The sequence below is a fragment of the Collinsella sp. An268 genome, from assembly GCF_002159765.1.
Taxonomy (GTDB): domain Bacteria; phylum Actinomycetota; class Coriobacteriia; order Coriobacteriales; family Coriobacteriaceae; genus Coprousia.
This window is the reverse complement of the sequence record NZ_NFJH01000006.1, coordinates 21777-48117: the sequence shown is the minus strand read 5'-3', so window position 1 is coordinate 48117 and position 26341 is coordinate 21777. Positions and strand designations below refer to the sequence as shown.

Genomic DNA, 26341 nt, shown 5'->3' with positions numbered 1-26341 from the left:
GCGGAGATGCAATCTGGCGGTTTTATCCCCGCGTCCGAAGAGGTGTCGGCAGTTACGCGAACGGGACGGGGCAGCGTTCCTCTAGCCGAGCCACCCGAAGAGCGCGCCCGCCACGTCCTGCCCCACGCGGCGGGCGACGATGGCCGCCAGGTTGCCGAGCTCGCGCGTGATGAGGTCCCGCTCGTCGGCATCGAGCGCGCGCATCGCCTCCATCGCTGCACGGCCGATCTCCGGACCGCCGGCAAAGACGGCCCGCGCATCGGGGACTCCGCTCGCGGCGATGGCGGCAAAGAGGGCGTCGATCACCTGCTCCTTGCGGGCGTCATCCATACCGGCGAGCCATTCGGCCGCCACGGCGCGCAGCCCCAGCGAGGCGTCGTTGGGACGGTCGCGCCCCACAAAGTCGTCGCCCGCCACCTCCCACGAGAACGCCGAGTGCGCGTCGAGACCGGTGGCAAAGCTCTCGACCGTGCGCTCGGGACCGTGGTGCTCGAGCAACATGCCCACGATGGAATCATCGGGCACGATGCGCGTGATGCGCCCCTCGAGCGGCCGATAGTCCTCTTCTCCGAACCGCCCCGCCTTGAAGCCGGGGGCGTCGAGCGCCCACACGTGCGCGATGCGCTCCTGCACGCGCGGCGCCGCCGTGAGAGCCGCGAAGAGCGCAAGGTTGCCGCCCTTGGAGTGGCCGCCCACCATGAGCGGGCACGCCAGATGCGCCGCCATCGTCTCCAGATACGCCTTGGCGAGGCGCTGGGCACGCACCACGGGCTTGTACGCCATATCGAAGTTCTCGCGCCAGCCGACGAGCGACGTGTCCGTCCCCCGAAACGCGATAAAGGCGAAGGCGTCACGCCACACATACGTTGTCGCCGCAAACTGGGTGTGCGTCGTCTCGTCAAACACCGCCTGGTACCCCACGAGGCGCACGTCGCGATACCGCGGGCTCGCCACAAGCCGGAGCAGCATCTCCTTGAGGTCGCCGGGCACGAAGCCCAAAAACATGGTGTCGAAGCGCTCAGCGCGCGCGAGGTCGGCAAAACACGCGCTCCGCATGCTGCCCGGCGCCACGAGGGCGCGCAGGCGCGAGAGCGCCGAGGGGCGCCTGGGCGCGGCGGGCACGATGCCCGCACCGTCGATCATGCACGCCTGCGAAAAGATGGCGGCATCGATGGCGTTGACCTCGCGCTCGTCAAACGGGGCGAGCTCGTATCCCAAGTATTCAAATAGGTTGGCCACGAGGCGAACCTCCTTTTAAGCGGGCAGCGTGATGATGAAGACCGTATGCTCCGGCGTCGACTCACACGTAATGGTACCCCCGTGCGCACTCACGATCTCCCGCGCGATGGCAAGGCCCAGACCCGCGCCGCCGCGGTTGGTGGCCCGCGCGGCATCCAGCCGGTAGAACTTCTCAAAAATCAACTTGAGCTTGGGGGCGGGAATGGGGTCGCCCTGGTTCTCGAAGCGGATCTCGACCAACCCCTCGGCATCCCCCTCCGCCGCGAGCCTGCGCGCCCGCACCCGGATGACGGAATGCTCGTAGCTGTAGGCGATCGCGTTTTTCATCACGTTGTTGAAGACGCGGGCCATCTTGTCGCCGTCGATGAGGACCGTGAGGCCCTCGGGGACGTCGATCGCCGCCTCTTTGTGCTGGGCGGACAGCGTGGGGTAGAACTCGTCCGCCACCTGCGCGAGCATAAGCGCCAGGTCCACGTAGCCCCGCGTGAGCACGATATCGTGAAAGTCGAAGCGCGTGATGTCGAAGAACTCCTCGATGAGCTCATCCAGGCGATGCGCCTTCTCGAGCGCGATGCCGGTAAAGCGGGCGCGCTGCTCCACCGGGAGGTCGGGAGCCTCCTCGAGAAGCGAGAGATAGCCCACCACGCTCGCGAGCGGCGTCTTGAGGTCGTGGGCGAGGTAGGTGACGAGGTCGTCTTTGCGGCCCGCCTCGTCGCGCAGGGCCTGCTCGGCGCGGCGCTCGCGCTCGCGCACGCGGTTGAGGGCGCTCTCCACCTCGAGGTAGTCGCCGTCGAGGCCCTCCCAGTTGTTGCGGTGGTCGATCAGGCGGTCGACAAGATGGGAGGCGATGACGTGGTCGGCCTCCTCCTGGCCGCGCGCATAGCCGAGCCTGAACATGGAGCGGCCCGCAAAGTAGGAGCCGCACACGGCGACGGCGAGCAAAAAGCCGCCCCACATAAAGAGGTGATCGAGCCCAAAGACAAGAGGGGCCGTCACGCTTCCGGTGACGATAGTGCCCACCAGGAGGGTGAAAAGCCACGCAGCGCCGCCCAAGATGGCGCAGCGCCGCGCGGGCGGAAACCGATCGATCAGAAGATAGCCCACAAAGAGCAACAGCACAAAGAGCAAGAGCTGCTGCGGACCCACCACGGCGATCAACAGCACAAAGAGCATCGAGATGGCAAACGCACGGTTGTCCAGAAGAGCGCCGAGGCGCTCGGGCAGGGGCCGGGGCTCCTCGGGAGCCCCCTCGTCGGTGATAAAGGGGATGGACGCATCCAAGCCCGGTGCGTCGCGGACGGCGCGGGCGGGTTCGTCGGCGTCCCAAAACGATGGCTCCGGCTCGACGGCGTCTCCCTCGGCCGCAGAAACCGGACGGGCCACACCCGTCAACGGATTGATGGGGGCATGTGCCTCGCGGCGCACCCCCTTGTGCTGTATCGCCATGCGCTCCACCCCCGTATTGCGCTGCAGCAAATCTCCCAAGACGCGCTTATGCGTCGATGGTATAGCCCACGCCCCATATGTTTCTGATGAAGCGCGGGTTGGCGGCATCGTCGCCTATCTTCTCGCGTAGATGGCGGATGTGCACCATAACGGTGTTGTTGGAACCCGCCATGAACTCCTCGTTCCACACCGCCCGGAAGAGCTCCTCCACCGGCACCACCTTGCCGCGGTGCTCCACCAGGTAGAGGAGGATGGCGTACTCGAGCGGAGTCGTGCGGACCGGCTTCTCGTCCACCGTCACCTGACGCGCATCGCGGTTGATGGTGAGGCCGTTGACCGAGACCTCGGCATCCTCCGCCTGATCGCGCGTGCCATAGCTCGTGTAGCGCCTCAGCTGCGCCTTGACACGCGCCACGAGCTCAAGCGGACGGAAGGGCTTGACCACGTAGTCATCTGCCCCGAGCGTCAGCCCTTCGATCTTGTCGGACTGGGCGTCGCGCGCCGTGAGCATGATGACGGGGTAGGTGTGGTTGGCGCGAATGGTGCGCAGAAGCTCGAAGCCATCGATATCCGGCAGCATGATATCGAGAATCGCCAGATCGAAATCCTGCATGAGAATGGCGCGGGCGGCGTCCGCCCCGTTGTAGGCGAGCGTCACCTCATAGCCCTCGTTTTTGAGATAGATGCCGACGAGGTCGGTGATAGCGCGCTCGTCGTCTACGACGAGGACGCGCGGTGCGTGTGCAGTATCCACGGGCACTCCTTCCCTGAGGTCTCATTATGCCCAGCGCGCGGGAGCGGGGCCAACCGTTTTCAGAAATTAAGCGGGCGTTAAGGCAAGCCCCGTCAGATGCGCAAAAGCGCCCGGGCACGGCGGGCGGGACGGCGACGTGCTAGCATGATGCCGTCGCCTGTAAACCCTCTGTCGGATGACCTGCAACGGGAGGCATGATGCCCAGACGCGCGCTCGTGGTGGAAGACGATGCCAGCCTGAATGAGATCGTGTGCACCTTCCTCGGCCAGGAGGGCTATGTCTGCACGCCCGTCTTCTCGGGAAGCGAGGCGCGCCTCGTGATCGAGGGCGCGGGCCGGGACCGCGCGGCCGGACCGGGCTTCGACCTCATCATCACCGACCTCATGCTCCCCGGCATGCCCGGTGAGAAGCTGGTGCCGCTCGTGCGCGACCGGCTCGGCGCCGTGCCCATCATCGTGACCTCGGCCAAGGGGGCCGTGTCCGACCGCGTGGCGCTGCTGCGCACCGGCGCCGACGATTACCTGGTCAAGCCCTTCGATCTCGACGAACTCCTCGCCCGCGCCGAGGCGCTACTGCGGCGCGCAGCGCGCCCGGTGAACGGCGGCGCCGGCGCCGAGGAGGGGCGGTCAGAGACCGAGGACGCGCTTGCCTTCGGCACCTGGCGGCTCTCGCCCGAGACGCGCACGTTCACGGTGGCGGGCGCGCCCGTCAGGCTCACCCGCACGGAGTTCGACCTTCTCGCCACGCTGATGGCGCACCCCGACCGCGTCTTCACCAAGCGTGAGCTCTATGTGCTCGCGTGCACCGACGACGCGGCCCTCACCCCCACCGTCGCGGACGAGAAGACCGTGGTCACCCATATGGGGAACCTGCGCGCCAAACTCAAGGCGTTGGGCACCGACGGGTACCTCGAGACCGTGTGGGGCATCGGCTTCAAGCTGCGGCGGTAGGCCGCCGTCGGCGCGGGCACGGCGCGGCGCCCGCGCAGCATGGCCCTCCGGCGCCACCCGGGCGGCGCGACGGCACCGTGCCCGGGCGAAAGCGCGTCGCGGGCGGCAGCGCGGCGACGCGGGCAATCTTGTAACAATCTTGCAGCTTTGCTGGCGCCTTCTTGCAGGGCGCCCCGTATCTTCTATGCCAAGATGAAGGCCAGACGAAAGGAGACCGGAGCATGAACGCCATCGAGACGCACGCGCTCGAGAAGAAGTTCCGCGGCAAGCGGGCCCTCCGCGACCTCAACCTTACCGTGGGACGCGGCGAGATCTACGGATTCATTGGCAAAAACGGCTCGGGCAAGTCCACCACCATGAAGATCGTGGCGGGGCTCATGCCGGCAACCGCAGGCGAGGTGCACGTGCTCGGCGCCGCGCTCGCACCCTGCGAGGCTCATCCGGCGGTGGGTACGCTCATCGAGAGCCCGGGCATCTACCCCAGTCTCTCTGCGTACGACAACCTCATGGTGAAGGCGCTCACCTTAGGGCTCGTAGACGCCAAGCGCACCTGCCAGGAGCTGCTTGACGCCGTGGGCCTCGCCGACACCGGCCGCCAGAAGGCCAAGCGCTTCTCCATGGGCATGAAGCAGCGCTTAGGCATCGCACTCGCCCTCATGGGCAACCCGAGCGTGCTCATGTTGGACGAGCCCTTGAACGGCCTCGACCCGGATGCGGCGCGCGCCATCCGCACGCTTATCGTGCGCCTCAACCACGAGCGCGGCGTGACGGTGCTCATCAGCTCGCACGTGCTCGACCAGCTCGAGCGTATGTGCACCTGCTACGGCATCATCCGCGACGGCCATATGGTGCGCGAGTTGACTGCTGCCGCCGTTGAGGAGGAGTGCGCGAGCTACCTCGCCCTCAGCTGCGCCGAGCCCGAGCGGGCTCTCGCCACGCTCACCGAGCGCGTCCGCGGCGCGCGCATCCAGATGATGCCGGACGACACCCTGCGCATCGACGGCGAGGTGGACACCGCACGCGTGGGCGAGGTCCTCATGAGCGAGGGTATCGCGCTTTCTGACCTGCACCGCACGGAAGGAGACCGCGAGGCGTTCTTTGTGGAGCTCATGGGCGGGCACGACGTGGACGACGCCGGCACCGCACCCGGCGCCGGTGCGGGTCGCGCCACCGGCCGCTTCTCCCGGAGAGGCAGGTGATGGACGATGCTGAACTATCTGCGCGCCGACCTCTACCGTTTGCGCCGCTCGGGCGTGGCGGCGGGCGTTTTGCTCTTTATCGTCGGGTTCTGCCTGTTCTTCATAGGGATGAACGTCGTTATCGCCCTCAGCGCGGGCGAACCGATCTCTGGGGTGGATTTCCCTAACGCCCTTGACACCACGGCAGAGATATCGTTCTTATCCGGCTTTCTGCCGCTGTTCGCCTCCTATGCGCCCACCTACCTGATCGCGAGCGACTGGAAGGCGGGCGGGTTCAAGACCGTGCTCGCTGGCAGCGGCGCCCGAAGCGGATACGCTGCCTCCAAGGTTGCGGTGGGGGCGCTGTTTACGCTGGTGATACCGGGTGTCATGCTTGCTTGCTTCGGGCTTGTCCCCTGGTTGCTCGGCATGCACATCGAGAGTGTCGCGAGCGCATCACAGCTACTCATGTGGTGGGGTCTGGCCTCACTCGTTGGGTTTGCCTACACCGTCGTCTGCACCCTTTGCGCCATCCTCTCCCGCGGGGAGACGCTCGCCTGGGTGAGCACCATGTTCGTGGGCCTCGGCATCGTGGGCAACGGCTTCATGCTGCTCTTTGGCATGGTCGCGGCGTTTCTGCCACCGGCGACCGGTTTCGCGCAGATTGCTATCGACAACCTGCTCTACGCGCAGGCCATGACGCTCGGCAACGGCGCGTCCTTTGTCACCCAAGATGCGGGCACGCTCGTGCATACGGCGCTCGTCGCCGTGGGCTGGGCGGTCGCGGCAGGCGCGCTCGGCTGGATCGTCTTCCGCCGCAAGACGCTGTAGCCATCATTTTGCGCCGTCCGTCCAGAGCCCATCGGTCCGGGCGGACGGCACCGTTGGAAACGCCGAGAAAGGCCGCCCATGTTCATCAACATCGTGCGCGCGAACCGCTTTCGCCTACGCCGCTCCCCCACGTTTTGGATCTGCCTTGCCTGCTGCGTACTCGTCCCCCTCGCCCCACAACTTTTCGCTTACCTCGTGCACATCGCAAATGGCACGTTAGGCGACTTCACCATAGTGGTTGCCCCCAACAGCCGTGGCTTTTACGGCATCTGCGCGCTTTTCTCGAGCATCATCATCGCCGATCTCCTTTCTTCCGAGCACGGGGCAACTCGGTCGTTTATCTGTGCGGGGTACCGGCGCGCTCACACGTATGCTGCGCTGGCGACGCTTTTCCTCATCTCCCTCGTCTCAGTCTCCCTTGTCATGGCGGAGGGCATCGTCTTCTCAGCGGCAACCGGCGTTTCCATCGAAGAGGCAAGCGTGGCTGCATGGTGCTACGGATTTGCAGGCTTTGTCTTCTACACAACAGCCGTGGCATCCCTTTCGCTCATGGTAGCGGCAACCATACCCGTAAAAACCATCAGCATGTGTTTTGCCACCCTTATGGGGCTCTCGTTGCCGGGAGGATCTGTTGCATGGGTTATGGATCTGCTGGCGAACATGTTCCCTATGGCGGCCGGGCTTTATACGCTCATCGCGCAGATACAGCTCAGCTCGGTTGCCACCGCGCTCGAGAATCCTGCCATGCTCTTGGGCAATGCGACGAGCGCACTGTACCCCTTCGCTGTCTCTGCGGGCTGGGTGGGCGCATCCGGCTTGCTCGTCAAAACGGTATGGCGGCGTGCTACGCTTGGATAATACAAAACGAGCTTTCCGCCTCAGCTTTATGGAAACAGCGGCTGAAAACGACTAAGGCCGGCAGGGTTACCTGAGGAGGGCGCATGGCTGCCCAGACCATTCTTCTGATATGCGTGATAGTCCTCGGCGCGGCGGGCGCACTCTGCGCCCTCGTTCTTCTTGCACGCGAGCGCGAGCTTGGGCGCATCGCCTGCGCTATCGAGGCACGGGCCGAGCAGGGGCTCGACAACGCGCGCATTATGTTGCACGTGCGTAGCGCCGGCCTTACGCGGCTCGCGCAGGCGCTGAACGCCGAGTTTGATCGCACCGAGGAGGCGCGCATCGCTGCCGAACGCGCTCATGGCGCCTTCCAGCAGGACCTAGCATCGCTCAGCCACGATATCCGCACGCCGCTCGCCGGCGCCCAAGGGTACCTGCAGCTTGCGGAGCGCACCGAGGACGCGGAGGCGGCCGCGCGCTTTCGCGCGCAGGCGACCGAGCGGCTTGCCACCATGCGCGAGCTGGTGGACGGCCTGTTCGATTACGCGCGGGCAAGCGACCCAGACTTTGCTCTAGAGCTCGAGCCGGTGGAGGTCATGCCCGCGCTTTCCGAGGCGCTTCTTACGTTCTACCCCGACCTCAACGCCCGTGGCTGGGAGCCGCGCGTCCTCTGCGCGGAGGCCGACGCGGGCGTCTGCACGCTCGCCAACCGTGAGGCGCTCGGGCGCGTCCTCATGAACCTTACGGTCAATGCCCTCAGGCACGGCATGGGCGCACCCACGGTGGAGGTGGCACGCGAGACAGCCTCCCCCGTAACGCCAGCAGGCGCCGGCACGGCCGCACGCAACGGGGCCGCGGGCACCGCCCACACCGCAAGCGCGGTCTTGCCCGCAGGTAGCGTGACGATACGGTTCGCAAACCCGGTGGCGGATGCCTCACGCATCGATGCGGAGCGGCTCTTCGACCGCTTCTATCGCGGCAACGCCGCGCGCACGGGAGAGGGGACGGGGCTCGGCCTCGCCATCGTAGCGCGCTTGGTAGAAGCCATGGGCGGCACCGTTGCCGCCCAAGCGGCAGACGGCACGCTCACCATCACCGTTGCACTGCCCGCCGCATAGCATCACGGTCGCGCCGCCCGCGCCCGCGCGCCATTGCATACTTTGACCCCGTCCCCAAATGGCCGCGTTAAGGGGCGCGCACGAAAGTCCCACGCTTGCGCGGGGCGCACGCTAGGCGCCCGGAGCGAGCTCGCGCTCCGCCGCGGCGATGCCCTCGGGCGTGGCCACCAGACCGAGCACGTCGCCCACCTCGACCCGCTCGTCGGGCGCCACCACGAGGGCGACGTCGTCCCCGCGCCGGCGCGCCACCACCTGCGCCCCGGTACGGGCGCGCAGGTCGCTCTCGGCCAAGGTCTTGCCCGCCAGCGAGCTGCCCTCGCCCACCTGGACCCAATCGAGCTCGAGCCCACGCATCGCGCCCATGAAGCGCTCGATGGCCCGCACGCGGCTCAGCTGCGCGCCGTCGCCCAAGGCCTCGTAGCCGCTGGCGCGCAGATCGTTGGCATAGCCCTGGATTTGCTGGGGACGGTACCCGAGACGCAGGAGGGCATGGCGCATGAGCTCGACGCCGCCCTCGAGCTCGGGGCGCACAACATCGGCCGCGCCCGCCGCCACGAGCTCGGAGACCGCCTCGTCGGAATCGGCGCGGGCCACGATGCTAAGACCCGGTGCAAGCTCGCGCGCCTCGTGCGCCATGACCTCGGCCGAGGTCTCCTCGCCGACGGCGATGACCATGAGACGGGCCTGCGCGAGGTGCGCGTGCTCCAAGATGGTGGAGTTGGCCGCATCCCCCTGCAGCACGCAGAGCCCCGCCGCCTCCGCCTCCTCGGCCGCCGCGAGGTCGCGCTCCACCACAAGGCACGGTACCGAGAGGCGCGCCAGCACATCGGCCACGCAGCGGCCCGCATGCCCGTAGCCCACCACGACCACATGGTCGCTGAGCGTCTCCGCCTCGGGGCTCGCCACGGTGCGCACATGACGGTCGTACAGATGCCGGAACAGGAGGCGCGCGCCGAGCGCGCGCTCGAACGGGTCCACCGTCTTGAATACAAACGAATTGAGGGCGATCGAGATGACGGCACCGCCCAGGATGAGGCTGTACTGCTCGGCCGTAAGCACGCCGAGCGACATGCCGAGCTGCCCGATGATGAACGAGAACTCGCCGATCTGCGAAAGGCCGGCCGCCACGGTGAGCGTCGTGCCGAGCCCCGCGGAAAGCACAATGCCGAGCACCATGTTGATGAGCCATTTGCCCACCATGATGAGGGCGACGATGGCAAGGAGCTCGGGCAGGTGCGCGGCGAGCGTGAAGGGGTCGACCATCATGCCCACGGACGCGAAGAAGATGATGGAGAACAGGTCCTGAAAGGGTACGGCCTCCGCGGCGATGCGGTGAGAGAGGGCCGAGCCGCTCACCACCACGCCTGCCAGAAACGCACCGAGTGCCACCGAGACGTTGAACACGAGCGAGGCGACCATGGCCACGCCGAGTGCGACGACCACCACCGCGAGCTGGAACAGCTCACGCGGGCAGAAGCGCGCGATGCGCACGAGCAGCCAGGGCAGCGCGCGGGTGCCCACCACGAGCATGAGCGCCACGAAGACCGCGGTGAGCACGAGCGCCTCGGCGATCTGAAGCGCTAGCGCGGGCCCCGCCACCTCGCCCGGCCCAAACACGACCGGCAGGATGACAAGGATGACGATGGTCGCAAGGTCCTCGACAATCAGCCACCCGGTGGCGATGCGACCCCCTGTGCTCTGATACCTGCCGGCATCGGTGAGGTTGCGGATGAGGACGACGGTCGAGGCGATGCTCACCGAGAGGCCGAGCATGACGCCCGCCTCGATCGACCAGCCGAGCGCGAGCGCCAGCCCCGTGCCGGCGAGCGTCCCGAGCGCGATCTGCAGCACGGCGCCGGGAATGGCGACGCCCTTGACGGCCAGCAGGTCCTTGAGCGAGAAGTGCATGCCCACGCCGAACATCATGAACATGACGCCGATCTCGGAAAGCTGACTCATCGCATGCGAGTCGCCGATGAAGCCCGGGGTGAAAGGGCCCACGGCAAAGCCGCCCAGAAGATAGCCCACGATGGGCGGCAGGCGGAGCGCACGGGCGACGAGTCCGCCGACAAAGGCGGCGACCAGCGCGAACACAAACGTCATGAGCAAAATGGTGTCACCGTGCATAGGGTCCTCTCGGGTAGACGGGAGCGAAAAGGGGATCAACAGCGCCCGACGCGCGCTTGCGCCGGGCAAACACACACCGGTCCCACCGCGAGGGGAAGCCGGCAGCAGCGGTCTGTACCTCTGATACCTCTACCCTACGGTACCTAATCGTCACCGGCGCGCAACTGCATAGTTTTTCCTTGAACGCCGGCGCCCCGCCCCAAGCCCTCAGGCGCGCAAATAGGCCTCGAGCGCAGGGAGCGCCGCCTCGGCGTCCGCGCGGCCGCGCTGGTATATCTCCTCAAGCAGCGCCGGGTCGCGCACCATGGCGGGCGTCTTGACCGAAGCGGACGGGCGCACCACAAAGATGCGGCCCTCGCGCTCGAGGCGCGCGATCTTGTCGAGCGTGGCGTTATAGCGCTCGTGGCGATCGGCAAGCGCGGCCACAAAGCGCGGATAGCGGCGAAACCACAGGCGCAACAGCGGCATAAGGCTGTTGGGCTCTTTTTGGTAGCCCGCGGGCTGCGTGAGCACGACCACCGTCTTCGCAAACCCTTGCGCGAGCATCCAGTCGAGCGGAATGGAATCTGCCACCCCGCCGTCGAGCAGACGCATGCCGTCGAGCTCGACGGGGCGCGCGAGCACGGGGATAGATGCCGAGGAGCGAATCCACTCGATGACCTCGGCACCCGAACCGGTGAGCTCGTGGTAGACGGCGCCGCCCGTGGCAAGATCGGTCGAGACGGTGTAGAAGCGCATGGGGTTGCGCTCAAAGGCCGCAAGATCAAAGGGGTCGATCTCCCAGGGCAGCTCACCGTAGGCGAAGTCACGGCTGTACAGGTCTCCGGTGGTGAGAAGGTTCCTTAGGCTCGCGTACCGCGGGTCGGCGCAAAACCGCTCGTTATAGCGGCGCGGACGACCGATCTGCAGCGACTTGAAGTTGCAGCCAAACGTGGCGCCCGCCGACACGCCCACGGCAGCCGTCGCGGTGATGCCCTGCTCCATCCACACGTCGATGACGCCCGCGGTAAACAGCCCGCGCATGCCTCCGCCCTCAAACACCACGCCGGTCGAGTCCGCCCCGAGCGAGGGCGCCGGCGCGGGCGTCTCCACCAGGGGCTCTCCCACGGTAAACGTCCTGCCCGTCGGCGTCATTATCACCGTGCGCTCCCGTGCCATGGGTACCCCTTCTCTTGCGTCATATGGACGAAAGTATACGCGCACGCCCGCAGCGGCGCCATGTTTCGCCCGCGCCCGCTCCGTTTTTGCCGGATAGAGAATGGGGTATACCATGGGCAAAAGATACCGAAGACACGATAGGCCGCCTTATGGAACCGTTTCTGAACCAGCTCTTCTCGATCCTCCCCGCAGGTTGGATGCGTTTCGTCGCATGGTTTCTCATCATTCTCATCGTCACTTTTGCCTGCTCGCGCACCTGCGCACACGTGCTGCGCCGCGCCCTTCACAGCGACGAGAACCCCCTGCCGGCGTCGTCGATTATCGTAAACATCGCACGCGGCACCATCTGGCTCATCGGCGGGAGCATCATTCTCGACACGTGCTTCAACGTCAACATCAGCACCGTCATCGCCGCGCTCGGCGTCGGCGGCATCGCCGTCTCCCTCGGCTTTCAGGACACGCTCTCCAACCTTATCGGCGGGCTTCAGCTCACCCTCATGCGCGTGGTGGTGCCGGGCGACCACATCCGCGTCGGCTCGGACCAGGGCGTGGTGACCGACGTGGGCCTTCGGCACACCACCATCGAGAACGCGAGCGGGCAGACCGTCATCATCCCCAACTCGGTGCTCTCCAAAACGTCGCTCACCAAACTGCCGCCGGCAAACCTCGTGGTCGTACCGTTTGCCGTCACCTCCACCGGCGCGCCGCTTGCCGAGGACGCCGAGCGCATCGCCCAAGCGACCGAGACCGCCGTTGCCGCCGTCTCGCCCATCATCTCCGACCCGCCCGTCAAGGTGCTCTTCTCCGACATCACCGAATACGGCTTCCGCGGCAAAGCTATCGCGACCATCGAGGACCCTGCGCTGGTAGCAGCCGCCATCGATGCCGCCGTGCGCGCCATCGCGCCGCTCACCCGCTAACGCCGCCGCGCGCCGCTCACCCGCCAGCATCCGGCCCCGCCGAAGCGCGCCTCTCACCACCCCGAAGTTCCCGTGTGCGGATTTGCCACTTCCTACCCTTTTTCATGCGCCCAGAGTGGCAAATCCGCACACGGCAACGCCCGTGACGCCAGGAGGGCGTCGGCTGTCCGTGCGGCAGCGGCGCGTTGCGGGTACAACCGAGGTATCTGTCCGATACCCCTGATAGGAGTCCCGCCATGCCCGTAATCAAGACGCACGCGACCACACCCATCCCCGAGACCGCCCAGCACGCCCTCAAGGCCGCCTTCGGCCAAGCCATCGAGAACATCCCCGGTAAGTCCGAGCAATGGCTCATGTGCCTCTTCGACGAGAACGCGCCCATCTACTTCGGGGGCGACGATAGCGAGGCGAGCGCCCTGATCGAGGTCGGGGTGTTCGCGCGGGGCGAGGTTCCGGCGAGTGCATGGGAGGCGCTCACCGCCGCCGTGACGCCCGCCGTCGCCGAGACGCTCGGCATCGACCCGGCGCGCATCTATGTGAGCTGCTCGTCCACCCCCAACTTTGGCTGGAACGGGACGACGTTCTAGCCGAGGTTCCGCCGGGGCGTCGCGTCTCCCGTTCCTTCTTGCACGCTTCGGGTATAACCCCCATCGTTTAGCGACGCAAGGAGCCCTACATGACCGACACCCTCGAAACCAGCACCGCAGGCGGCGCCCCCTCGCCCAACGCCTTCGAGTACACCTACCACGTCCGCTACAGCGAGGTGGGGCGCCGCGGCCTTATGACGCTGCCCGCCCTCATCAACGCTTTTCAAGATGTGAGCACCTTTCAATCTGAATCCCTCGGCGTAGGGCTGGCATGGCTCAGAAACGAGCAGCGCGCCTGGGTCCTCACGCACTGGCACATCGTCATCGACCGCTACCCCTCGCTCTGCGAGCCCGTGACGGCGGGCACCTTTGCCACGCACTTCCACGGTTTTACCGCCAAGCGCAACTTCTACCTGCGCGATGAGGCGGGCCGCCTCATCGTGCGCGCCGATTCCTCGTGGGCGTTTATGGACCTCGCCGCCATGCGTCCCTGCCGGCCCGCGCCGGAGCACGTCGCGCCGTACGGAGAGGGCGCACCCCTCGAGATGCCCGCCGAGGGCAGGCGCATCGCGGTGCCCGAACACCTGAGGATGTGCGCGCCCATCTCCGTGGGGCCGAGCCTCATCGACACCAACGAGCATGTCAACAACTGCCATTATGTGCAGATGGCCTTTGAGCAGATCGCCCGCGAGGACCTCCCCCGAGACGTGCGCGAGCGCGGGGCGCGCCACGTGCGCGTCGACTATCGCCGCGCCGCCGTGCTGGGCGACACCATCTACCCGCACGCCGTCATCGACGGCGACCGGGCGGTCGTCTCCCTCACCGATGCCGAGGGCGGCGTCTTTGCCGTCGTCGAGCTGCGCTAGCGCTGAGCCGCCGCCGTGCGCGCCGACGCTGAGGCGCCCGGGCGGGTTCATGCGGACAACCCCGACCAGAAGGAACACACCATGACCGCACCAGAGAAGACCGTCCGTTGGGGCATCCTCGGCGCCGGGCGCATCGCGCACCGCTTCGCCGCGAGCCTGGCGCACGTGCCCGACGCGCGCCTTGTTGCCCTGAGCTGCCGGACCGCCGCCAAGGCGGCCGCTTTTGGCGCGGCGTTTGGCGTGGATGCCACGGGCGCGCTCTCGGACGAGGCCCTCGGTAACGAGCCGGGGGCGGCGCACGAGGCGCTGCTTGCCCGCGATGACATCGACGCCATCTACCTCGCCCTCCCCCATGGCCTGCACTACCCGTGGGCGATGCGCGCCATCGCCCAGGGCAAGGCCGTCCTCTGCGAGAAGCCCGCCATGCTCGACGCCCGCGAGATGCGGGAGGTCGCGCAGGCGGCGCGGGCGGGCGGCGTCCTTTTCATGGAAGCCTTGAAGACGCGCTTTACCCCGTGCTACCGGCGCGTGCGCGCCCTCGTGGACGCGGGCGCCATCGGCGAGATCGTGCGCGTGGAGTGCGCCCTCGAAAACGATATGGGAGGGCGCATCGCCGCGGGCAACGACTATATGTCCGACCCGCGCCAAGGCGGCGTGCTGCTCGACACGGGCATCTACTGCGCCGGTTGGCTGGAGGACTTTTTGGCCGGCACGCCCGAGGTCGCCAGCTGCCGGACGCGCTATGAGGGAGCTGTCGACAGCTTCGTCGACGCCGAGCTTGTCTACCCCCGTGCGACCGGCCGCCTCATCGCCGCCGGCGACACCGCCGAGCTCCCCCGGCAGGCGCGCCTTGTCGGCACCGAGGGCGAGATAGTGGTAGACGACCTTCACCGGCCCGAGCATGCGGTCCTCATGCGGCAGGGCGCCGCGCCGGAGGAGATTTGCCTCCCGTACGAGGTCGATGACTTCTTTGGGCAGATCGACCACTTCTGCGCGCTTGTGCGCGCCGGTGCCACCGAGTCGCCCGTCGTCCCGCTTGCCGCGAGCATCCGCACGGCGGAACTTCTCGATGCCATCCGCGCGGCCTTCCCTCCGCGCGACAGCGCGGTTCAGCACCCGGGCGCAACCGTGTAAGCGCGCACGGAGCGCCGACGGGAAGCATCGACGGGAAGCGCCGGCGCCCCTCAGTCCTCGGCGATGCGCACGCCCAGAAGGCCGATGAGGTCGACGGCCTGATCGGGCGCGATCACGCAGCCCCGCAGCTCGCGGTAATCGCTCGAAACGGTAAACCCGCCGATACGGCACGTGGTGAGGTCGATGCCCGCGAGCGGCGTGCGCACAAACTCTGCGCGCGTGAGGTCGCAATCGACCAGGGCGACGCTTTTGAGACCCGTCGCATGCCACGAGCTCTCCGCGAGGTTGCAGGCGCGCAAGCGGAGTCCGCGCACCGTTGCCTCGGAGACGTCGGCGTAGCGCAGTTGGCAATCGGTTGCCGAGACGCTCGTGAGACGGCTCTTGAGAAAGCTCAGTCCCGGCGCGGAGCACGAGCGAAAATCGACCCGGTTGAGCCAGCAACGCTCCATACGGCAGGAGATGAAGCGGCAGCCCTCAAAGCGCACGTCGGTGAGCGTGCTGCCCGAGAAGTCGACGTCCTCAAAGGCACAATCGTGAAACACCACCTGCTCAAACGTGGCGTCTTCGGTCGAGACGCCCGCTAGCTCGAGGTGCGCAAAGGCGTTGCGAGAAACCTCGGCCTCACCCTCCGTCAACAGGCGCACGAGCCCCTCGGCACCCAGCCGATCGCCCATCCGCTCCACAACGTGCGCATATCCCGCAAACGGTTTGGTCCCCACGCCGCGCTCCCTACCTTACGAGAGGCGCACCTCGCGTGCGAACAGCTCCTCAACGCGCGGACCCGCCTCGTCGGGCATGACAAAGGCCTCGCCGAGCGATGCCGGCGCGCCGTACTTGCCATGGTAATCGCTTCCGCCCGTGACAAACAACCCATAGCGCGCAGCCGCCTCAAAGGCGAGCGATGTATCCACGGGGCCGTGATCGGGGTGGTAGGCCTCGATACCCGCAAGACCCGCGGCCACGAGCTCGGGAAGCGACGCCCAGGAGTTCATCTGCCCCGGGTGCGCGAGCACGGCGACGCCGCCCTGCTCGCAGATGGCGCGCACCGCGTCTGCCGCCGCCGGATAGACGATGTCGTGGTTGGCGGGGCTCTCACCTTTGAACTGGCACTGGTAGAAGAACTGGTAATCGGGGTCCTCGTGATGGCGGTGCGTGAGCGCCTCCATCACGTGCTGCTTGTAGACGCCGAGGCTCGCGCCCGCGGTGACGACTACCTCGTCGAGCGAGATGTAGCGCCCCGAGAACTCCGCGCCGCGCCGGCGGAGGAGCCATGCCTGCCAGAGCGTGTTTGCCGTGCGCTGGCGGAGGGTGTCGTCGACGATGCGCTCGAGGGGGCCGGAGCCGTCCGGCGTGGCCTCGAGCCCGAAGGCGAGGATGTGGACGTTTCTGCCCGTCGTGTAATCGCGCGCCGAGACCTCGGTCCCCGCAAGCACGGGGAAGCCCTCCCGGCGGGCCAGGGCGCGCACCGGGGAGAGCTGCCGCAGGCTGTCGTGATCGGTGACGGCGAGGGCGGCAAGGCCGAACGCACGCGCCTCGGCGATGAGCTCGTCCACCGAGGCGGAGCCATCGGAAAACGTCGAATGGCTGTGGAGGTCCCAGGCGCCCACGACCGTGCGCGCACTGGACGGGCACGGCGCGTCCTGCGGCGCCATCGGCCGCGCGGCGACCTTCTGCGCGGCCGTCCGCTTCTGCTCCTTCATGCGCTTCTTCTCCTTCTTATCCTTCTTCTCTGTGTTTACCTTGCCCTCGCTCCGCTGCTTCTTGCCCATGGCGCGCCTCCTCAGCCGTGACGGTTGGCCTCATGATACCCGCGCGTAGGGACATGCAAAGCTACAAGCGCTGACTCAGACGGTAATGCGACTTCGCGAGGCCGGCGCGCTCGTAGAAGCGGTGCGCCCGCGTGCGGTAGAAGCTCGAGGTGACCTCATACACCTCGCAGCCCGCCGCGCGGGCGCAAGCGCGGGCCTCCTCGACCAGACGGGCCCCGAGCCCGTGCGCCCGCGCCGGCTCGTCGACGACGAGCTCCATGATCTCCGCTGCGGGGCGCTCGTGGTGAAGCTGCACCTCGATGCGCAGGTTCAGCATGCCGAGAATCCGGCCGCCGTCCTCTGCCACCAGGCAGGTATAGCGCTCGTCGGCGAGCTGCACCGCCAAACGCTCGGCAAACGCCGCCCGGTCAAACACCGTGTCCTCCAGCGCGCACACGAGCGCCCAGAGCGCGTCCGCATCCGCCGCCGCAGCGGGCCGGATGCGGACGCCTGGCTGCGCCGCGCTCACGCCACAAACCCGCCGGCCTGCATGTTGTACTCGCGGTCGCAGACGCCTTCCATGAACTCGAGGTCGTGGAAGATGCCGAGCATCGTGGTGCCGCCCGCCTTGAGCTGCTCGATGAGGTCGCGCACCTTGCGCTTGCTCGCGTTGTCGAGCGATGCCGTGGGCTCGTCGAGCAGCAGGAGGCGCGGCCGGCGCACCATGGCGCGGGCGATGTTGAGGCGCAGCTTCTCGCCGCCCGAGAACGTGTTGGGATAGAGGTCCCACAGCGGCCGCGGAAAATCGAAGTGCTCGAGCATGCGCGTGGTCTCCGCCTCGATGTCCGCCTCGTCCTCAAACGCCTCGGCGGCGCTGGCGCGCACGATCTCGCGCGCCGTGGTGCGCGGGACGACGTCCAAAAACTGCGAGATGTACCCGATCTCGTAATTGCGCAGGTAGATGACGCGCCGCTCATCGAGCGTGGCGAGGTCGATGGGGCCGAAGGCGGCCGAGTCGTACCATATCTCGCCCGACTCGGGCAGGTTGGTGCGAAAGAGGCACTTCAGGATGGTGGACTTTCCCGAACCGGAGCGGCCCGTGATGCCCACAAACTCGCCCGGCATCACCTTGAGCGAGATGTGCTCGCAGCCGCGCACGCGGCGGTTGGCGGCATGCAGGGTAAAGCCCTTGCTGAGGTCGCGGATCTCGAGCAGGGGGCGCGAAGTCTCGGCCATGTTAGCGCACCTCCTCGTCGGCAAGCGTCTCGGCAAGCGTGGCGGCGTCGGTCGCGAAGCGCGCCGACATGCTCGGCAGCGCCGGGTACCACATGCGCGAGACCACGCGGCCGTCCACGAGTGTCGCGGTGATGACGGGGTAGCTCCGCTGCCCCTCGGCCACCTCGCGCACCACGAGGATGTCGGCCTTCTTGCCCTCCTCGAGGCTGCCGAGCTCGCGGTCGATCTTTACCGCGCGCGCCGGGTTGATGGTGAGCATGGCAAAGGCCTGCTCGAGCGGCAGCTTGAACTCACGGTGCAGGACAAACGCGCTCTGGAGCATCGCGGTGGGGTAATAGTCCGAGCAGAGGCACGTCGCCACGCCGGCGCGCACCGCGTCACGGGCAGAGAGGTTGCCCGAGTGGCTCTTGCCCAACAGGATGTTGGGCGTGCCCATGACGGTCGCCATGCCGCGCTCCACCGCGGCGGCGGCCACCTCCTGCGAGATGGGGAACTCCGAGATGGTGCAGCCGAGCTCGCGCATGAGTTCGAGCTTCTCCAAGGAGTCGTCATCGTGGCTCGCGAGCGCGATGCCCTGCTCGCGCGCGACGCCGGCGAGGTAGTCGAGCTGCTCGAACGAGAGCTTGGGCGCCGCCTGCTGCTCGGCGAGCATGCGCTCGGCCTCCTCGCGCGTGATGTCGCCGCGGAACGACTTCCGCCAGATCTCGATGTCGCGGTACTGGCCCTGGCCGGGCGTGTGGTCCATAAAGCTGAGCTCGTCGATCTCGCCGGCGCGCAGGTGCCGCTCGACTTGCTCCACCAAGTGCACGTTGTCGATCTCGAGGCGCAGGTGCAGCCGGTGCCGGATGAGGTGGGCGTTGCGCCCTTCGGTCTTCTTGGCTGCGGCGATGAGCGCGATGATCTTCTCGGTGTTGTCCCACTGGCGCACGGGCTTGACGTCCATGAGGTCGTGCGCGTAGGCGGAAAGGGAGTGGAACATGGTGGTGATGCCGTGGGCCAGAAGCTCGCGCTCGGCCTCGAAGAGCGCTGTGGGGAAGTCCATAAGGACGGTCGGCCGGGGCGAGATGACAGTCTCGATGTAATCCGAGTGGATGTCGATGAGGCCGGGCGTAACATACCCACCGTGCGCATCGATGATGCCGAAACCGCGGGCCTCGGCGTCGAGCGTGCCCTGGCGCTGGATGGCCGCGATGCGGTCGCCCTCGACCACGAGCTCGTAGCCAAAGAGCAGCCGGTCGGGCTGGACGATGATGCCGTTCCTGATGACGTACAAGAAAGTCTCCAATCACTGGGAAAGATGCCGGTTCGCGCGCTAGAGGAGCGAGTAGACGAGCTCCTGGGTGTAGGCGTGCTGCGGATCTTGCATGATCTGATCGGTGAGGCCGTGCTCGATCACCTGACCGTCGAGCATGACGATGGTGCGGTCGGCCAGAAGCCGGATGACGCCGAGGTCGTGCGAGACGACCACCATCGAGACGCCGAGGTCGCGGCGGAGCTGCAGGATGAGGTCGAGCACGCGGGCCTGCACCGAGAGGTCGAGCCCCGTGGTGACCTCGTCCAAGAAGAGCACGGGCGGCTCGTTGGAGAGGGCCTTGGCGATCTGCACGCGCTGCTGCATGCCGCCCGAGAACGCGCGCGGCGGGTCCTGCTTGCGGCGCAGCGGGATCTTGACGCGCTCGAGCAGCTCCTCGCCGCGGTCGACCATCTGGTGCACGTTGCGCACCCCGGCCGCGATCTGCTTCTCGGCGATGTTGGAGAGGCTCGAGAAGTTCATGCGGAGGCCGAGGTAGGGGTTTTGGTACACCATGCCAAAGATGCGGTCGCGGATGTAGCGCTGCTGCTGGCGCGAGACCGTAAAGCAGTTCTCGGCGCCGCCGTCGAACGCGGCGACGCGCATGTCGCCCTCGGTGGGATCCTGGTCGAAGTAGAGGCACTGCATGAGGGTGGACTTGCCGGAGCCGGACTCGCCCACGATCCCTAAGATCTCTGCGGGGTGCACCTCGAGCGATACGTTGCGGACGGCGTGCACCGTGCCGCAGACCGGGCAGATGTTGCGCTCGAGCCGGGCGTCGGGGTCCGCGCAGTACGGGCAACCGGCACCGAAGCGCTTGGATAGGCCGGTGACCTTCAGCACCGGTGCATCGTCCACGTAGGTATGGCTGACGGGACGGGGCAGCGTCTCATCTGCGGTTGCGGTCGCGTCGCTCATCGGGCGTCGCCTCCCTTCCGCGCGGTCGCGGCAGCACGCGCCGCCTCCACGCGCTGGTCGCAATAATCGGTATCGGAGCACATCCAGATCTGCGCACCCGTGGCGGGGTCGACCGTCTGGGTGAGGTACACGCCCGTGGCACCGCAGCGATGGCAGCGCGCGCCCTCGAACTCTTCGGTCACAAACGGGTAGTCATCGAAGGCGAGCGACGCCACGTGCGTGTAGGGCGGCACGGCGTAGATCTTCTTCTCGCGGCCGGCGCCCAGAAGCGTGAGGTTCTCGGCCATGTTGAGCTTCGCGTTGTCGTAGCGCGGGATGGGGCTCGGGGCCATCACGTAGCGGTCCTCGACCATCACGGGGTGGTCGGCGCCCGTCGTCGTGGTGCCGTAGCGCACGATCTGCTCAAAAAGCTCAAGGTAGGCTCCTGTGTACTCCGCCTCGGCATGCAGGCGCTTCGTCACGGTCTCGCGCGCCTCGTACGTGCGCAGTGGCTCCGGTGTGGGCACCTGCAGCACCAGCAGCTGGTCGCGCGTGAGCGGATGCTCGGGGATGCGGTGGCGGCTCTGGATGAGCGTCGCCTCCTGGGTCACGGTCGTCGTCTCGACGCCGGTGGTCTCGCGCACGAGCCCGCGGATGGAGACGGCGTTGACGCTCGCGTCCGAACCCTGGTCGATGACCTTCAGGGTATCGTCGGGCCCGATGCACGAGAGCGTGAGCTGCAGGCCGCCCGTGCCCCAGCCGCGCCCGATGGGCATCTCGCGGCTGGCAAAGGGCACCTGGTAGCCGGGGATGGCCACACCCTTTAAGATGGCGCGCCTGATCTCGCGCTTGGAGCCCTCGTCGAGGAAGGCGAAGTTGTAGTTCTTACGCATCTGCCTCGCCTCCCTTCTCGGGCTCCGCGATGGAGCGAAGCGCCGCGTCGAGCTTGCTCTGGAACGTCACGTAATGCGGGAGCTTGAGATGGCTGATGAAGCCCGTGGCCTCGACGCCGTCGATGTGGTAGAGGACAAACTCCTGGTCCTGGGTGGGATAGCGCACGTCGTCGGCGCGCAGGCTGTGATCGAGCACGCTCATGGCGATCGCCTTGCTCTCGTCGTCGCCCACCACAAGGCCGTAGCCCACGTCGAGGGCGCTGCGGTGGTTGCCGCGGTCGTCGACCTCGTCGGACACGATGAGGCTCTCCACCTCGGTCACCGGGATGGCGCCCAGGTAGTAGGCATCGTCCTCGGTAGGGGCGTCGGAGCCCGGCGCGTCGATGGTCACGGCGACGGTGCCGTGCCTGAGCTCGCCCACCGTGGGGTGGCTGAGCCCGAAGCCGCGGATGGCGGCGTAGCCGATAGCGATAACAGCCTGGGTGAGCCCGCGCGAGAGCGCCTGCAGGATGACGCTGCGGGGTGCGGGGAACGCGAGCGGGGTCTTGGTGATGTCGACCGGCTCGGTGTCGTCGAGGGGATAGGACCTCACCATATCGATCTCGCGCAGGTACGTGAGGACGCGGGGCACCCTGGTCTGGGCGGCCGCCGCTTCTGCCTGCGGCTCGGCGGCAAGCGCCCGCTCGAGCTCGGCGGCGCGCTCGCGCACGTCGGCGGGCGTCTCGTCGGCGAGCTCGAACTCGATCAGGCGATGGGAGTAGTCGCGCGTGGCGCCGAGGATCTGGCCGCCCGCGATGTCCTTGAACGCGGCGGAGATGCGGCGGTCGACGCGCATCGTATCGGTATCGATCACCCGCGAGGTGTAGAGGCGCTCAAGCGTGGACCGGTAGGCGCGCATGAGGAAGACGGCCTCTTCGACCGAGCCCTGCGCCTGCTTGACGGCCGTGGCGGCGACCTCGGGCGCCCAGAGCGACCCCTCGGACTCCACCTGCTCCACGAGCTCGGGAAGCGCGGCCAAGATGGTCTCGACCTCGATCGAGCGCCCTGCGCCGACGCGTTTGAGCTCCGTCAGGTCGAGCGAGGCGGCGATGGCCTGCTCGCCGCCGGAAACGGCTACATAGCCCATGCTAAACCTCCTTCTGCCATGGCGGACGCCCCGTCCACCCGCCGTGCGCGCGTGGTGCGCGGCAGGGCGATGAGATGGCCCGCACCGTCCACCAGGATGCAATCGATACCGCAGGGAAACTCGTCGCCGCGTGCGGCGCGGGCGTCCATCACGTCGGTGCGGTCGAGCGTGATGAGCGCGCGGTCCTTGATGCCGGGGCCCGTGAGCTCCCACGTGCTCGCCTCGTCGGCGCCGGCGACGGCACCGGTGCGCACGCCCGCGCGGTCGAGCCCCATAAGCGTGCGGCAACCGACGATGGCCGTGGCGCCGAGCTGCGGGTCGATAAGCGTCCCCGGATTGAGGGCGCAGATGGCCTCGGCCGCCGCGGAGCCGCGCACATCCTCCGGCACAAAGCAGAAGGCCGCCTGGGCCAAGGCGCGGGGCCTTGCATGCGTGCGGCGCGCGATGACGGAGGCCGCGCGCGCACCCGCAGGTCCCGCAACCGCGACCGTGGTGGCGGCATCGAGCACGACGTCGCCCACCACGAGCGCCGCCGACGTGAGCCCCGCCGCCGCGGCGTCAGCAGGGTCGCCCTGAGCCACCGGCTCGATCTCGGTCACCTCGCCGGGACGCGCCATGGCGTCGAGCACGGCGCGGAAGGCGCGCTGCAGATAGAAGGCGCGCGCATCGGCCTCGGCGTCGCGCGCGAAGATCTCGTCCGTCATTTGACCACCGCCTGCACGCTCATGTCCTGTCCGCCCATCTCGTCGAAGTCGACGCGCGAGCGCTGGATGCGCGCCGCCGCGGCGGCCCGCTTGCGCTCAAGCACGCGTCCGGCAGCCTGGATGCGCTCGTCCACCTCGGCGAGCGGTACGGGCGCGGGGTCGGCCGCATACGCGGCGTCGATAACCGCGAGGCTGCGGGCAAACGCGCCGTCCGCCCCGAGCACGACGCCAATGCCCTCGGCGTCCCCGATGCGCACCCGGCACTCACTCATAAGGGCCTCACCCAGATAGAAGCGGCTCATGCGCGCCGTCTCGCGCACCTGGTTCATCACCAGGCCCTGGCGGGGCGGTACTACGACGCGCACCGGACATGCCGCCTCGATAAGCCCCGCGAGCTCATGCGCGAGCGCAGGGCCGCTCTCCACGAGGACCTCGGTCCTCGCCCGTCTCGTAACCATGACATTCCTTTCTCGTATCCCCCGGGGGTCAGTGCCTCGGGAAAAAAATAAGAGCTACCGAAGCCCGCTTGGGGGGCGGTCGATGGCAAGCCCGGCGCGGGGAGGACGCGCGACGCGCCACCCTCTCCCAATCCGCGCAGGCACAGGGACACCGACCGCCCGGCGGGGCGTTAGTCTTGCAAGATGTAGCGGCGACGCAGCTGCACGCTCACGTACTCGAGCACGAAGGCGGCGATGAGGCACGCATACACGATGACGCCCACCTCGTGCAGGTTGTAGTAGCGACTGCCCGCCTGATAGAGCTGGAAGCCGATGCCGCCCGCCCCCGCGAAGGCGCCCACCGCCACCGCGTTGGTGAAGTTGATCTCGAGGCGGATGAACGTCCACGAGAGCAGCTTGGTGATGGTCGCCGGCACGATCGCCTGGAACACGATCTGCCAGAAGCTTGCCCCGCTCGCGCGCAGGGCCTCGATCACGCCCTCGTCGATCTCCTCGAAGCTCTCCGAGTAGCTCTTGGTGAGGTAGGCGATGGAGTGAAACGAGATGCCGAGCACGGCCGCCTCGGAACCGAGGCCGATCGCGACGGTGAAGACGAGCACCCACAAGATCGTGGGGATGGAGCGGATGATCGCGACGATGCCCTTGACCACGTTGGAGACGGCAGAGCTCGAGAGGTTCTCCGACGCGGCGAGCGCGAGGAAGAACGACACGATGGCCGAGATGACGGTGCAGAGCGCGGTGACGGCGATGGTGATGAGCATGCTCTCGGCAACCGTCGCCCACGTAAAGTGGCCCGCGCCGAGCGGCGGGTCGAGCGCCGGCTGGAGCATCATGGCGCCAAAGTCGGCCAGCGCCTGACGGGCCGCCTCCATAAGGTCGACCGTGCCGTACCCCATGCGCGCGAACGTCACAAACGTGAGCACCACGAGCACGACGAGCGTGAGCTGCACAGAAATATTGCGCCCCGCGCGCGCCGTCAGGCGGATGCGCCCCGCGAAGTCGCGCTCCAGCGTGGCGGCGGTGCGCTCGGAAAGCGATACGGACGTCATCAGATCATCGACCTCCTCGCTACGTTGGAAACCGCCTCGATCACGAGCACGAACACGATGGTGACAATGATGACGAGGCCGGCGGTGTCGTAGCGGAACGACGTGTAGTACAGGTTGAACACAAAACCGATGCCCGTGCCCGTAAGCAGGCCTATGAGCGTGGCAGAGCGGATGTTGGTCTCCACCATGTAGAGCATCCAGCTCATAAGGTCGGCGACCGCGAGCGGCAACCCTGCCTGGAACACGATCTGCCAGTAGCCCGCGCCGCAGCTCTTGAGCGCCTCGACGGGCCCGGTGGGAATCTCATCGAACGTATCGAGGAAAAAGCGCGTGAGCTGCCCAAAGGCGGTAAGGAAGAGCGCGAGGAACCCTGTGAACTCGTTCTGCTTGAACGAGAGCAGAAGCAGAAGCGCCCATGCGATCATGGGGATGTTGCGAAAGACGCTCGCGATGGCGCGGATCGCGCCGCGCACCGGCGCCCACGACACGCCGATGGTGGAGGAGCCGAGGACGGAGAGCACGATACCTGCGATGGCGGCGATGACGGTCGCCGCGGCGGAGTCGAGCGCCGTCGAGACGGTCTGCGTGATCACCAGCGGAAAGTTGGCCAGCGACTCCGCCGTGGGGACGAAGTTCTGAAACATCCAGACAAACGCCGCGGGCACCGAGCCCAAGGCGTAGGTGAGGCTGAAGTTGCAGACCATCGAGCAGAGCTGGAACGCCACCACGACCGCGACCACGCCCATAAGGGTCCGGAGCTGCCGGCGGCGAAACCAAGTGAGGTCGACGGCGCGGGCGCGCCCCGTGCCCGCCGCGGGCGCTGCCGGCGCGGCGGCGCTCACTGGACACCTCCGGCAACGGGCTCGACGGCAAATGCCCCGGGGGCGCCAGCGGCCGGTGCGGCTTCGGGCACCTCGACGGGAACATCGACCATGGTCTCGGCATCGCCCTCGTAGATGCGGCGGATGACGGCGGAGGTCGCCTCCTCCGGCGCGCCCTCGAAGACCTTCTCGCCGGCGCGGAGGCCGATGATGCGGTCCGAGAACTCGAGTGCGAAGTCGACCTGGTGGAGGTTCACGATGCACGTGATGCCGCGCTCGCGCGTGAGGCGGCGCAGCGTCTCCATCACCATGCGCGAGCTCTTGGGGTCGAGGCTCGCGATGGGCTCGTCGCAGAGCATGACCTTGGGGTCCTGCATGAGCGAACGGGCGATGCCCACGCGCTGCTTCTGCCCACCGGAGAGCTGATCGGCGCGGCGGTAGGCAAACTCACCCAGACCCACCTCGTCCAAGAGCTCAAAGGCGCGGGCCTTTTCGTCCTCCGTATAGAGGCCGAGGCTGCCGGCGAGCGCGTTTTTGTACCCGAGGCGCCCGTGCAGCACGTTTTGGATCGCCGTCAGGCGGTACACGAGGTTGTAGTTCTGGAAGATCATGGCGATCTCGCGCCGCACCTCGCGCAGGCGGCTACCGGGCAGGTGTGCGATGTCGCGCCCATCGAAGGTGATGGCGCCGTCCGTCGGCTCGATCAGACGGTTCAGACAGCGCAGCAGCGTCGATTTGCCGGCGCCCGACGGGCCGATGACCGTGATGAACTCACCCTGTCCCGCGGTGAAGCTCACGCCCGAGAGGGCGCGCGGGGTGCCCGCGGCCGCGTTGCCCGCGACCTTCCCGCGGCGGCGCGACGCGTCGTAGTTTTTGCCGAGGTCGCTCACCTCGAGCAGCATCTGTCTCTCACTCATGCTCAATACCGTGTCCCTTCGAACACAAGCGGCCCGCCGACCTGCGGCGGACCGCT

General features: G+C 67.4%; 27 protein-coding genes. 9 read left to right on the top strand and 18 right to left on the bottom strand.

The genetic code is table 11. The annotated features are described in order from the left end of the window. Positions 1–81: 81 nt before the first annotated feature. From B5F70_RS06150 to B5F70_RS06140, 3 genes are read right to left on the bottom strand one after another with little or no spacing between them, the layout of a single operon-like run. A complete protein-coding gene (locus tag B5F70_RS06150; protein WP_087204689.1) occupies positions 82–1239 on the bottom strand; it encodes an Mbeg1-like protein in 1158 nt (385 codons plus the stop codon). Positions 1240–1254: 15 nt separating this feature from the next. Beyond that, the gene (locus B5F70_RS06145) at positions 1255–2685 is read right to left on the bottom strand and encodes an ATP-binding protein (RefSeq protein ID WP_087204688.1); all 1431 of its coding nucleotides are present in this window, start codon (positions 2683–2685) and stop codon (positions 1255–1257) included. A gap of 46 nt (positions 2686–2731) precedes the next feature. Next, complete coding sequence (locus B5F70_RS06140; protein WP_087204687.1) at positions 2732–3439, bottom strand: response regulator transcription factor; 708 nt, start codon at positions 3437–3439, stop codon at positions 2732–2734. A gap of 194 nt (positions 3440–3633) precedes the next feature. Between B5F70_RS06140 and B5F70_RS06135 the strand changes: the two genes are divergently transcribed. From B5F70_RS06135 to B5F70_RS06115, 5 genes are all read left to right on the top strand, one after another. After that, entirely contained in the window at positions 3634–4389 is a 756-nt protein-coding gene (locus B5F70_RS06135) for a response regulator transcription factor (protein WP_087204686.1), read from the top strand. 221 nt (positions 4390–4610) lie between these two features. Continuing rightward, on the top strand, positions 4611–5588 hold the full coding sequence (locus B5F70_RS06130; RefSeq protein WP_087204685.1) for an ATP-binding cassette domain-containing protein: 978 nt from the start codon (positions 4611–4613) through the stop codon (positions 5586–5588). A gap of 6 nt (positions 5589–5594) precedes the next feature. Further along, positions 5595–6398 (top strand): ABC transporter permease, encoded by an 804-nt coding sequence (locus B5F70_RS06125; protein ID WP_087204684.1) that lies wholly within the window; start codon positions 5595–5597, stop codon positions 6396–6398. Positions 6399–6476: 78 nt separating this feature from the next. After that, entirely contained in the window at positions 6477–7256 is a 780-nt protein-coding gene (locus tag B5F70_RS06120) for a hypothetical protein (protein ID WP_087204683.1), read from the top strand. An 83-nt stretch (positions 7257–7339) separates the two neighbouring features. Then, on the top strand, positions 7340–8353 hold the full coding sequence (locus B5F70_RS06115) for a HAMP domain-containing sensor histidine kinase (RefSeq protein WP_087204682.1): 1014 nt from the start codon (positions 7340–7342) through the stop codon (positions 8351–8353). A gap of 111 nt (positions 8354–8464) precedes the next feature. On the opposite strand, the gene B5F70_RS06110 is transcribed toward B5F70_RS06115, so the two are convergent. Together B5F70_RS06110 and B5F70_RS06105 are read right to left on the bottom strand one after the other, a co-directional pair. Next, positions 8465–10480, bottom strand: coding sequence for a cation:proton antiporter (locus tag B5F70_RS06110; protein ID WP_087204681.1), 2016 nt, complete (start codon positions 10478–10480; stop codon positions 8465–8467). A 207-nt stretch (positions 10481–10687) separates the two neighbouring features. Continuing rightward, on the bottom strand, positions 10688–11638 hold the full coding sequence (locus B5F70_RS06105; protein ID WP_241145922.1) for a patatin family protein: 951 nt from the start codon (positions 11636–11638) through the stop codon (positions 10688–10690). A 149-nt stretch (positions 11639–11787) separates the two neighbouring features. On the opposite strand from B5F70_RS06105, the gene B5F70_RS06100 reads away from it, so the two are divergent. The 4 genes from B5F70_RS06100 (at position 11788) to B5F70_RS06085 (ending at position 15145) form a co-directional block, all read left to right on the top strand. Further along, entirely contained in the window at positions 11788–12558 is a 771-nt protein-coding gene (locus B5F70_RS06100; protein WP_087204680.1) for a mechanosensitive ion channel domain-containing protein, read from the top strand. 236 nt (positions 12559–12794) lie between these two features. After that, complete coding sequence (locus B5F70_RS06095) at positions 12795–13145, top strand: hypothetical protein (RefSeq protein ID WP_087204679.1); 351 nt, start codon at positions 12795–12797, stop codon at positions 13143–13145. An 89-nt stretch (positions 13146–13234) separates the two neighbouring features. Then, on the top strand, positions 13235–14011 hold the full coding sequence (locus B5F70_RS06090; RefSeq protein ID WP_087204678.1) for an acyl-ACP thioesterase domain-containing protein: 777 nt from the start codon (positions 13235–13237) through the stop codon (positions 14009–14011). Positions 14012–14092: 81 nt separating this feature from the next. Then, positions 14093–15145 (top strand): Gfo/Idh/MocA family oxidoreductase, encoded by a 1053-nt coding sequence (locus B5F70_RS06085; RefSeq protein WP_087204677.1) that lies wholly within the window; start codon positions 14093–14095, stop codon positions 15143–15145. 50 nt (positions 15146–15195) lie between these two features. Here the strand turns inward: B5F70_RS06085 and B5F70_RS06080 are convergent, their stop codons facing one another. The 13 genes from B5F70_RS06080 to phnC form a co-directional block, all read right to left on the bottom strand. Beyond that, entirely contained in the window at positions 15196–15864 is a 669-nt protein-coding gene (locus tag B5F70_RS06080) for a pentapeptide repeat-containing protein (protein WP_087204676.1), read from the bottom strand. Positions 15865–15879: 15 nt separating this feature from the next. Then, positions 15880–16914 (bottom strand): PHP domain-containing protein, encoded by a 1035-nt coding sequence (locus B5F70_RS06075; RefSeq protein ID WP_087204675.1) that lies wholly within the window; start codon positions 16912–16914, stop codon positions 15880–15882. A 61-nt stretch (positions 16915–16975) separates the two neighbouring features. Further along, positions 16976–17422: a GNAT family N-acetyltransferase gene (locus B5F70_RS10625; protein WP_158094946.1), complete on the bottom strand. Its 447-nt coding sequence runs from the start codon at positions 17420–17422 to the stop codon at positions 16976–16978. Continuing rightward, positions 17419–18129 carry an ATP-binding cassette domain-containing protein gene (locus B5F70_RS06065; RefSeq protein ID WP_087204673.1) on the bottom strand — a complete coding sequence of 237 codons (711 nt, stop codon included), beginning with the start codon at positions 18127–18129 and terminating at the stop codon, positions 17419–17421. Before B5F70_RS06065 ends, B5F70_RS10625 begins: the two co-directional genes overlap by 4 nt. Before the next feature lies 1 nt (position 18130). Beyond that, positions 18131–19402 carry an alpha-D-ribose 1-methylphosphonate 5-triphosphate diphosphatase gene (locus B5F70_RS06060; RefSeq protein WP_087204672.1) on the bottom strand — a complete coding sequence of 424 codons (1272 nt, stop codon included), beginning with the start codon at positions 19400–19402 and terminating at the stop codon, positions 18131–18133. 39 nt (positions 19403–19441) lie between these two features. Then, positions 19442–20338, bottom strand: a complete 897-nt coding sequence (locus B5F70_RS06055) for an ATP-binding cassette domain-containing protein (RefSeq protein ID WP_087204671.1) — start codon at positions 20336–20338, stop codon at positions 19442–19444. After that, positions 20335–21210, bottom strand: a complete 876-nt coding sequence (locus tag B5F70_RS06050; RefSeq protein WP_087204670.1) for an alpha-D-ribose 1-methylphosphonate 5-phosphate C-P-lyase PhnJ — start codon at positions 21208–21210, stop codon at positions 20335–20337. Before B5F70_RS06050 ends, B5F70_RS06055 begins: the two co-directional genes overlap by 4 nt. Beyond that, positions 21203–22336 carry a carbon-phosphorus lyase complex subunit PhnI gene (locus tag B5F70_RS06045; protein WP_087204669.1) on the bottom strand — a complete coding sequence of 378 codons (1134 nt, stop codon included), beginning with the start codon at positions 22334–22336 and terminating at the stop codon, positions 21203–21205. The genes B5F70_RS06050 and B5F70_RS06045 overlap by 8 nt, the downstream gene beginning before the upstream one ends. Continuing rightward, the gene (gene phnH / locus B5F70_RS06040) at positions 22324–23040 is read right to left on the bottom strand and encodes a phosphonate C-P lyase system protein PhnH (protein WP_087204668.1); all 717 of its coding nucleotides are present in this window, start codon (positions 23038–23040) and stop codon (positions 22324–22326) included. The genes B5F70_RS06045 and phnH overlap by 13 nt, the downstream gene beginning before the upstream one ends. Further along, positions 23037–23498, bottom strand: a complete 462-nt coding sequence (locus B5F70_RS06035) for a phosphonate C-P lyase system protein PhnG (RefSeq protein WP_087204667.1) — start codon at positions 23496–23498, stop codon at positions 23037–23039. Before B5F70_RS06035 ends, phnH begins: the two co-directional genes overlap by 4 nt. Before the next feature lie 170 nt (positions 23499–23668). Further along, a complete protein-coding gene (locus tag B5F70_RS06030; protein ID WP_087204666.1) occupies positions 23669–24547 on the bottom strand; it encodes an ABC transporter permease subunit in 879 nt (292 codons plus the stop codon). Beyond that, a complete protein-coding gene (locus B5F70_RS06025) occupies positions 24547–25389 on the bottom strand; it encodes an ABC transporter permease subunit (protein WP_241145921.1) in 843 nt (280 codons plus the stop codon). The genes B5F70_RS06030 and B5F70_RS06025 overlap by 1 nt, the downstream gene beginning before the upstream one ends. Further along, a complete protein-coding gene (gene phnC / locus B5F70_RS06020; protein WP_087204773.1) occupies positions 25386–26285 on the bottom strand; it encodes a phosphonate ABC transporter ATP-binding protein in 900 nt (299 codons plus the stop codon). The genes B5F70_RS06025 and phnC overlap by 4 nt, the downstream gene beginning before the upstream one ends. Positions 26286–26341 lie beyond the last annotated feature (56 nt).

Excerpts from the sequence above, each read along its gene's own strand:
- B5F70_RS06145 (WP_087204688.1), bottom strand. The coding sequence starts at position 2,685 with ATGGCGATACAGCACAAGGGGGTGCGCCGCGAGGCACATGCCCCCATC.
- B5F70_RS06135 (WP_087204686.1), top strand. The coding sequence starts at position 3,634 with ATGATGCCCAGACGCGCGCTCGTGGTGGAAGACGATGCCAGCCTGAAT.
- B5F70_RS06130 (WP_087204685.1), top strand. The coding sequence starts at position 4,611 with ATGAACGCCATCGAGACGCACGCGCTCGAGAAGAAGTTCCGCGGCAAG.
- B5F70_RS06125 (WP_087204684.1), top strand. The coding sequence starts at position 5,595 with ATGCTGAACTATCTGCGCGCCGACCTCTACCGTTTGCGCCGCTCGGGC.
- B5F70_RS06120 (WP_087204683.1), top strand. The coding sequence starts at position 6,477 with ATGTTCATCAACATCGTGCGCGCGAACCGCTTTCGCCTACGCCGCTCC.
- B5F70_RS06115 (WP_087204682.1), top strand. The coding sequence starts at position 7,340 with ATGGCTGCCCAGACCATTCTTCTGATATGCGTGATAGTCCTCGGCGCG.
- B5F70_RS06110 (WP_087204681.1), bottom strand. The coding sequence starts at position 10,480 with ATGCACGGTGACACCATTTTGCTCATGACGTTTGTGTTCGCGCTGGTC.
- B5F70_RS06105 (WP_241145922.1), bottom strand. The coding sequence starts at position 11,638 with ATGGCACGGGAGCGCACGGTGATAATGACGCCGACGGGCAGGACGTTT.
- B5F70_RS06100 (WP_087204680.1), top strand. The coding sequence starts at position 11,788 with ATGGAACCGTTTCTGAACCAGCTCTTCTCGATCCTCCCCGCAGGTTGG.
- B5F70_RS06095 (WP_087204679.1), top strand. The coding sequence starts at position 12,795 with ATGCCCGTAATCAAGACGCACGCGACCACACCCATCCCCGAGACCGCC.
- B5F70_RS06090 (WP_087204678.1), top strand. The coding sequence starts at position 13,235 with ATGACCGACACCCTCGAAACCAGCACCGCAGGCGGCGCCCCCTCGCCC.
- B5F70_RS06085 (WP_087204677.1), top strand. The coding sequence starts at position 14,093 with ATGACCGCACCAGAGAAGACCGTCCGTTGGGGCATCCTCGGCGCCGGG.
- B5F70_RS06075 (WP_087204675.1), bottom strand. The coding sequence starts at position 16,914 with ATGGGCAAGAAGCAGCGGAGCGAGGGCAAGGTAAACACAGAGAAGAAG.
- B5F70_RS06065 (WP_087204673.1), bottom strand. The coding sequence starts at position 18,129 with ATGGCCGAGACTTCGCGCCCCCTGCTCGAGATCCGCGACCTCAGCAAG.
- B5F70_RS06055 (WP_087204671.1), bottom strand. The coding sequence starts at position 20,338 with ATGAGCGACGCGACCGCAACCGCAGATGAGACGCTGCCCCGTCCCGTC.
- B5F70_RS06050 (WP_087204670.1), bottom strand. The coding sequence starts at position 21,210 with ATGCGTAAGAACTACAACTTCGCCTTCCTCGACGAGGGCTCCAAGCGC.
- B5F70_RS06045 (WP_087204669.1), bottom strand. The coding sequence starts at position 22,336 with ATGGGCTATGTAGCCGTTTCCGGCGGCGAGCAGGCCATCGCCGCCTCG.
- phnH (WP_087204668.1), bottom strand. The coding sequence starts at position 23,040 with ATGACGGACGAGATCTTCGCGCGCGACGCCGAGGCCGATGCGCGCGCC.
- B5F70_RS06035 (WP_087204667.1), bottom strand. The coding sequence starts at position 23,498 with ATGGTTACGAGACGGGCGAGGACCGAGGTCCTCGTGGAGAGCGGCCCT.
- B5F70_RS06030 (WP_087204666.1), bottom strand. The coding sequence starts at position 24,547 with ATGACGTCCGTATCGCTTTCCGAGCGCACCGCCGCCACGCTGGAGCGC.
- phnC (WP_087204773.1), bottom strand. The coding sequence starts at position 26,285 with ATGAGTGAGAGACAGATGCTGCTCGAGGTGAGCGACCTCGGCAAAAAC.